Genomic DNA, 5,854 nt, shown 5'->3' on the forward strand with positions numbered 1-5,854 from the left:
AACAAAATATGCTCGCAATCTTAAAAAGAAACAACAAAGTCTAGCTCGCAAACAGAAGAGTAGTAAAAATAGATATAAAGCAAAAAGTAAGGTATCCAAAGTCCATTCAAAAATTAGACGAGTTCGAGAAGATTTTTTACACAAACTATCCCGCAAGATAGTCAACGAAAACCAAGTTATTGCCGTAGAAAATCTCAATGTGAAAGGTATGGTACGCAATCACAACTTAGCGAAAGCAATATCAGATTGTGGTTGGGGCCAATTTTGTACGATGCTCAAGTATAAGTCTGAGTGGTCAGGCAAAACTTATATTGAAATAGATAGGTTTTTTGCTTCTTCTAAAACTTGTAGCGTTTGCCTCAATCAAGTTGATAGCTTGTCATTAGATATTAGAGATTGGACTTGCAGTCAGTGCAATACACATCACGATCGCGATGTCAATGCAGCTATCAACATCAGAAATGAAGCCTTGCGGATATTGGACTTAGGAACTAGGTCTACAGCCAATGGAGGGAATGTAAGACAACCGGGCAAGACTTCGGTTTTGTTAGATGCAGTTCCCTGTGAAGTTGGAAACCCCATCCCTCTATAGGGTGGGGTAGTTCATTATGTGAACTACCACACATCAACTGCTACGCATTATGATGTGGGCTTCTCAATTCAAGGGCAACATCCTCGGCAGCAGTGGACTTGCCGCCATAGTGTTTTGGTCTGACATTGCCTCGAAGCGCACTAACGCTGGTTCCCAACGCCCATATGCGTAAGCCTTCGTTTCTGATGTCGATCGCCGCGTTGATGTCTCTATCCTGTCGCGATTGACAGTGGGGAGAGTCAAATTCAGGGACTGATAGATCCATGGTTGGTATTGGCAACAAAGTATTTGAGCAAAAATGTGGCGAAGGGAAAAATCTACCTACTTCTAGGTCAACTTTTCCTTCTGCCTATGCTTTGTACTTGAGCATGGTACAGAACATTCCATGATAGCATAGATTCAAAGATAGAGCAAGGATTTTGTGAGTTGACGATTGCACCGCCTCGATGAAAGAGATTGTCAACTCACTCTACTCTCATCCTCCCGCGAACCCGAAGTGGTTATGTTGTGGGGATTCCCCCCTGTCTCGCTAAAATTATCGAAGGGTTTTCTACTCGGCCGATCGCTCCTCCAGGAAATGGATCGGTTTGCGATCGGTTGGGTGCTACGATTAAGCTGGTTAGTTTTTCTACGCTTTCAAAGCTGGGTGCTGAGGGCAATATTTGTTGCAGTAGTTGCCGCATTGACCGTCGCTGCAATGCCAGGGGTGCTTCGCGCAAAATCCGGCGATTTAACTTGACGGGAAGTTGAAAATTCACCTGCGGATTGTCTGCAATTGGAGACATTGCTCGCTGTAGCAAGTCACTGGCTGCAAGTTCGAGATATTCTACGTCGGCGCGGAGGAGTTCGGCTGTTTGAGCTAGCGCTTGTTGGGCTTTTGGGTTGAAATGAGTTTCCAAATAAGGCAATAATTCCGAGCGAATGCGGTTACGCGTATATTGCAAGTCTTGATTTGTAGAATCTTCCCAAATTGGTAGTTTTTGCTCTTGACAAAATTGACCTGTGTGTGATCGAGTTATTTCGAGCAAGGGACGAACTAAATAGATTTTAGATTTTAGATTTTGGATTTTAGATTGGGAATTTTCATCCTGATTTTCCAATCTAAAATCGGCAGATATTTGGGAGTTGGGATTTTCGCCGGAATTCCCTAATCTAAAATCGGCAATCGGCAATCGAAAATCGAGCAGCGGCCGCGTCCAGGTGAGGGCGGAAAGTCCGTCGGCGCCGCTGCCACGAATTAGGTTGTAGAGGAGTGTTTCGGCCCGATCGCTGGCTGTGTGGCCTGTAACAATGTAGGGGTAGTTGTGGGCGATCGCAATTTCGGTTAAAGCTTGATATCGCCACTGTCTGGCGGCTGCTTCTGTTTTGGGGATGTCCGAGGCTGTTTCCAAATAGTAGGATATTCCCCAGTTTTTAGCTAATTGTTCTACATGATTGGCCGAGGCTTCCGAGTCAGAACGCCAACGGTGATCGCAGTGAGCAATCCCTAGGTTCCAGCCCCATTTTGGCTGCAAATCTAGCAGTAATTTAATTAAACACAGAGAATCTTGTCCGCCGGATACTGCTACTAACAATCGCTGATGTGATGGCAATATTTGTCGGTGCAACAGCGTCCGGTGCAGTTGAGCGTGGAGGTGCGTCCAATTGGAAGATTCAGCCATGAGAGCAGTTTTTCATTAAGCAAGAAGAAGGAACTTCGGCAACGAGCAGTGTAGGGGATTTAATGGATGGATTTTGAGGAAAGAAGGGGGAGCATCCCCCTCTCCCTATCTCCCAAACTCCCACTCTTTGCCTTCCTAGCTCCACATTCCTAGACTTTGGGGGTCGCGGTCTGGATACCTAGATATAGGAAAATTATTACTTATTTGTGTTGATTCACTGAGATTTAATTGCTCATCTATATCGGTTTGATTTGAGCTATCGGCGCCGTAGATTTGCACGGTGTCTGATATTTCCGGGGCGGCAGAAAGGGCTTTTTGTTCTTTGATCTCAGGTTCGCTCGGGCTGAACTCCAGACGCATCCTAAGTTTTCCTTTTCTCCAGTTTTTCCCGGCACTTAATAGCTCGCAATCCATGCCCTCTGAGAATAATTTTTCTTCTACCAATTTTGACTGCATAATGGCCATAAATTCGCTCACTTTGAATGTACATTGATACATCAAAGCGCTGGTAGGGGCAGACAAAACATCGTTTTCTTGGGGAAATATTGGCGATTCTTCCATATCAATTGTCCTTATTTTAATGAAGTTCGGCAACGAGCAGTGTACGGTATTTAACTGATTTAACGGATGGATGTTGAAGAAAGAGGTTCTAGGTTCTAGGTTCAATATCAGAAAATTTGACAGTATCGCTGGTTGAGTAAGGTGGGAATTGCCCACCCTACAAGCGGAGAGGATATTAATCCCTATTGTTTGACTTATCCTGTTCTTCTGTGGCCCATTGGTGGATCAGGAATTAGAAAAACCAACCGTAGGAATGTAAACCTTTGCCTAACAGATTAACGCCTAGATAGCAAATCCAAACTACCACAAAACCTGTGGCGGCTAAAATTGCTGGGCGTCTTCCCTGCCAGCCGCGAGTGATGCGGGCGTGCAGGTAGGCAGCAAATACCAACCAAGTAATCAGCGCCCAAGTTTCTTTCGGATCCCAACTCCAGTACGAGCCCCAAGCTTCGTTAGCCCAAACCGCACCGGCAATAATGCCAACTGTCAGTAACGGGAATCCTAAACCGATGATGCGATAGCTAATGTTATCAAGAGTTTCTGCTAGATTCAAGCGCTGGGGCGAGAGAAGTTCTGCGGTTTGAGTTGGGGCGGTTGATGGGGTTTGAACGGTTGCTAATTCGAGCACTGCGGTGGTACCCAAACCGTTATTGTTGGAGTTGAAAGAGGGTTCGCTGAAAACTAATGCGCTGTCGGCGGTGGTTTCTGCACTTTGAGGTTCGGGGTTTTGAGGGCGTTGGAGGCGGTAGTTGCCGTTGCGGTTGCTGTTGGTGCCGAAGGAACTACCGGTGAGTTCGATTTTTTGACCGCGGGTGACGATTAAAAAGGCGATCGCCAGTAGCGCTCCTACCATTAAAGTTGAGTAACTCAGCATCATGACGCTAACGTGCATCATCAGCCAGTTTGATTTGAGGGCGGGTACTAGGGGCTCTGCAGATTGCATGGTTGCGGGCAGAGTCAGGGCTGCAAAGGCGGATATTGCCATTGCTACGGGGGATGTCGCTACTCCTACTAAGCGGGAACGGCTCATGTTTTCCGCGACTAGGTGGATGGCGGTGATTCCCCAAATTAGGAAAAATAGGGATTCGTAGAGATTGCTTAAGGGAAAGTAGCCGGCTTCTATCCATCGAGAACCGAGTAAAGCAGCGATGGATAGGTTGGCGACGGCCATTCCTGCGGTTCCTAGGGCCCCCAGGTAGGGAATGCCGGGGAAAGCTGCGCCAACCCAGTAAATGAGCATTGTTGAGAACAAAATGGCAAAGGAGATGTTGTCCAGCCAGTTCTGGAGTACGACCAGATCCATAAAAATTACTCCGGTAATGTTTTTACTTTTTTTTGCTAACTAGATCGATCGTACTGGGGTTGGGCAGTTTTGGGTTTGGGATTTAGAATTTTTGTGGCAATTCTGGGTTGTTGGCGGTTGTTGAGATGCCCGCGGGCGATCGACCCTAAGAGGCTAATAAATACGTCAAACGCTCTCCCCCTCGGCTTCCTGGGTTCAGGACCGGTAAGTAGTTAAGCAAAATTAATTACATAATTTTCTCCAAATTCTTTAAGTATTTTTTCCACACATGAAACAAGAGCTGGCCAGCTAGAATAGGCATTTATTTCGATCCATTCATATTTAATAAACCGCCACAGAATCTCAATTAAATTCAATTCTGGTGAATAAGTCGGTAGTTCAAAGATATGTAGACCGCGTTCTTTCCATTCTTCAAGTCGGTCGTAGATGAAATCGCTAGTATGAATAGAAGCTCGTTCAACTACAATAAATGTTGGTCGTTCGACCACAGAAAACAAACTATCTATACAGGCAGAAACTACATCAGAATTGATAGTCTGAGTCGAGACATAGGCGTTAAGATTATTTTTTCTATTCATGATTCCCAAGAGGTTTAAACGCTGACTACGCCGACTCTTGAGCGATAAATATTCACCGATATTTTGCCAAGCATAAGGAACAGAAGGAATCAGACAAAATCCTGTTTCATCTAAATAGTATAAATCTATCTCACCTATATCTTCGAGGCGTTGTAATTCTGAAAGTTGTGCTTGTTTTTCCTTGTATTCTATTGGGTCTGGCTCTCCTCCAACACCTCGACGCATCCGGTGCCAACTCAGGGAAAATGATTTAAGTATTCTCTTAATTGTTTGCGTGCTTATAGTAATATCCCATTCTTGTTGGATTTTTTGTACTGCTTGCTTTAATTGTCTTGGCTCGGATTTTACCCAGTCTCTTATTTGAGCTAATTGTGTACAATCAAATGTTTGTTTTCTACCGCGACCTGGCTTATTATATAGTCCGAGCATTCCCTCGGACTCCCATAGATTCAACCAGTTATACATAGTCTTATGACTAATTTTAAATATTTTCTTCAAGTCTTTATTTTTGACACCTTGCGAAACCAAGATCAAAAAATGTGCTCTTTGACGCACTTGATGATGTCTACTTTCACGATAAATTCGGATTAGTAATTTAAATGAAAGTGGATTAACATCTCTAAGTAAAAACATACACAATATCTCTCCGCACAACTCAATAGTCTTATTGTATCATAATGTTTGCTTGTGTAATTAATTTTGCTTAACTACTTACCACAGTGTTTTCTGTAGGCCCGTAATGGTTGACTAAGCTGAAACTCAAACCTGGACGAGGTGCTTGATGCAGCTTATAAGGAATACCCTGAAAACCCCGTGACTTCAGTCCGGGGATGAAAGGGCGTTGCAGGATTTATCCTGCCTGTTCTCTTTACCTCAGTCATGAACCCAAAATCCAATCTTTTTAATTCAAAAAACTTCCTTAAAAAGCTTTGGATAAAACGGGACAGTATGGTAAACTGAAACAGTCAGGGTTAAACTCCCTTGCCCGAAGTGAAACAGGACATGAGACACACTTTTAGGGTAAGGATTCAGGTCAAAAAAACTTCAGTGACGGCATCTGGTAAAATAAACGAATGAAAAAGCCCGCAGCCACCAAAGAGCAGAAAAAAACCCAAATCGAGCAGTTGAGCCAAGCTGAACTGGTAGAAATGGTACTGGG

6 protein-coding genes are annotated in these 5,854 nt (G+C 44.3%); 1 reads left to right on the plus strand and 5 read right to left on the minus strand.

Annotated elements, in window-relative coordinates:
- The coding region (locus tag ACUVJL_RS06655) for an RNA-guided endonuclease TnpB family protein (protein ID WP_445245142.1) at nucleotides 1-592 on the plus strand (592 nt) is incomplete at its 5' end.
- A gap of 40 nt (nucleotides 593-632) precedes the next feature.
- Here the strand turns inward: ACUVJL_RS06655 and ACUVJL_RS06660 are convergent.
- The 5 genes from ACUVJL_RS06660 to ACUVJL_RS06680 all read right to left on the minus strand — a co-directional run bounded on the left by ACUVJL_RS06660 (nucleotide 633) and on the right by ACUVJL_RS06680 (nucleotide 5,328).
- Entirely contained in the window at nucleotides 633-857 is a 225-nt protein-coding gene (locus ACUVJL_RS06660) for a hypothetical protein (RefSeq protein WP_445245143.1), read from the minus strand.
- A 235-nt stretch (nucleotides 858-1,092) separates the two neighbouring features.
- On the minus strand, nucleotides 1,093-2,253 hold the full coding sequence (tilS, locus tag ACUVJL_RS06665) for a tRNA lysidine(34) synthetase TilS (RefSeq protein ID WP_445245144.1): 1,161 nt from the start codon (nucleotides 2,251-2,253) through the stop codon (nucleotides 1,093-1,095).
- Nucleotides 2,254-2,388: 135 nt separating this feature from the next.
- The gene (locus ACUVJL_RS06670) at nucleotides 2,389-2,814 is read right to left on the minus strand and encodes a KGK domain-containing protein (RefSeq protein WP_445245145.1); all 426 of its coding nucleotides are present in this window, start codon (nucleotides 2,812-2,814) and stop codon (nucleotides 2,389-2,391) included.
- Between the two features lie 232 nt (nucleotides 2,815-3,046).
- Nucleotides 3,047-4,117 carry a c-type cytochrome biogenesis protein CcsB gene (gene ccsB, locus ACUVJL_RS06675; protein ID WP_445245146.1) on the minus strand — a complete coding sequence of 357 codons (1,071 nt, stop codon included), beginning with the start codon at nucleotides 4,115-4,117 and terminating at the stop codon, nucleotides 3,047-3,049.
- Nucleotides 4,118-4,329: 212 nt separating this feature from the next.
- Complete coding sequence (locus ACUVJL_RS06680) at nucleotides 4,330-5,328, minus strand: IS630 family transposase (protein ID WP_445245147.1); 999 nt, start codon at nucleotides 5,326-5,328, stop codon at nucleotides 4,330-4,332.
- Nucleotides 5,329-5,854: the final 526 nt, after the last annotated feature.

The organism is Microcoleus sp. OTE_8_concoct_300 (assembly GCF_031383065.1).
In the GTDB taxonomy this organism is placed as follows: Bacteria; Cyanobacteriota; Cyanobacteriia; order Cyanobacteriales; family Microcoleaceae; genus Microcoleus.

What these genes read in the sequence shown, in the direction of transcription:
- ccsB (WP_445245146.1), bottom strand. Translation starts at nt 4,117, where the DNA reads ATGGATCTGGTCGTACTCCAGAACTGGCTGGACAACATCTCCTTTGCC.
- ACUVJL_RS06660 (WP_445245143.1), bottom strand. Translation starts at nt 857, where the DNA reads ATGGATCTATCAGTCCCTGAATTTGACTCTCCCCACTGTCAATCGCGA.
- ACUVJL_RS06680 (WP_445245147.1), bottom strand. Translation starts at nt 5,328, where the DNA reads ATGTTTTTACTTAGAGATGTTAATCCACTTTCATTTAAATTACTAATC.
- tilS (WP_445245144.1), bottom strand. Translation starts at nt 2,253, where the DNA reads ATGGCTGAATCTTCCAATTGGACGCACCTCCACGCTCAACTGCACCGG.
- ACUVJL_RS06670 (WP_445245145.1), bottom strand. Translation starts at nt 2,814, where the DNA reads ATGGAAGAATCGCCAATATTTCCCCAAGAAAACGATGTTTTGTCTGCC.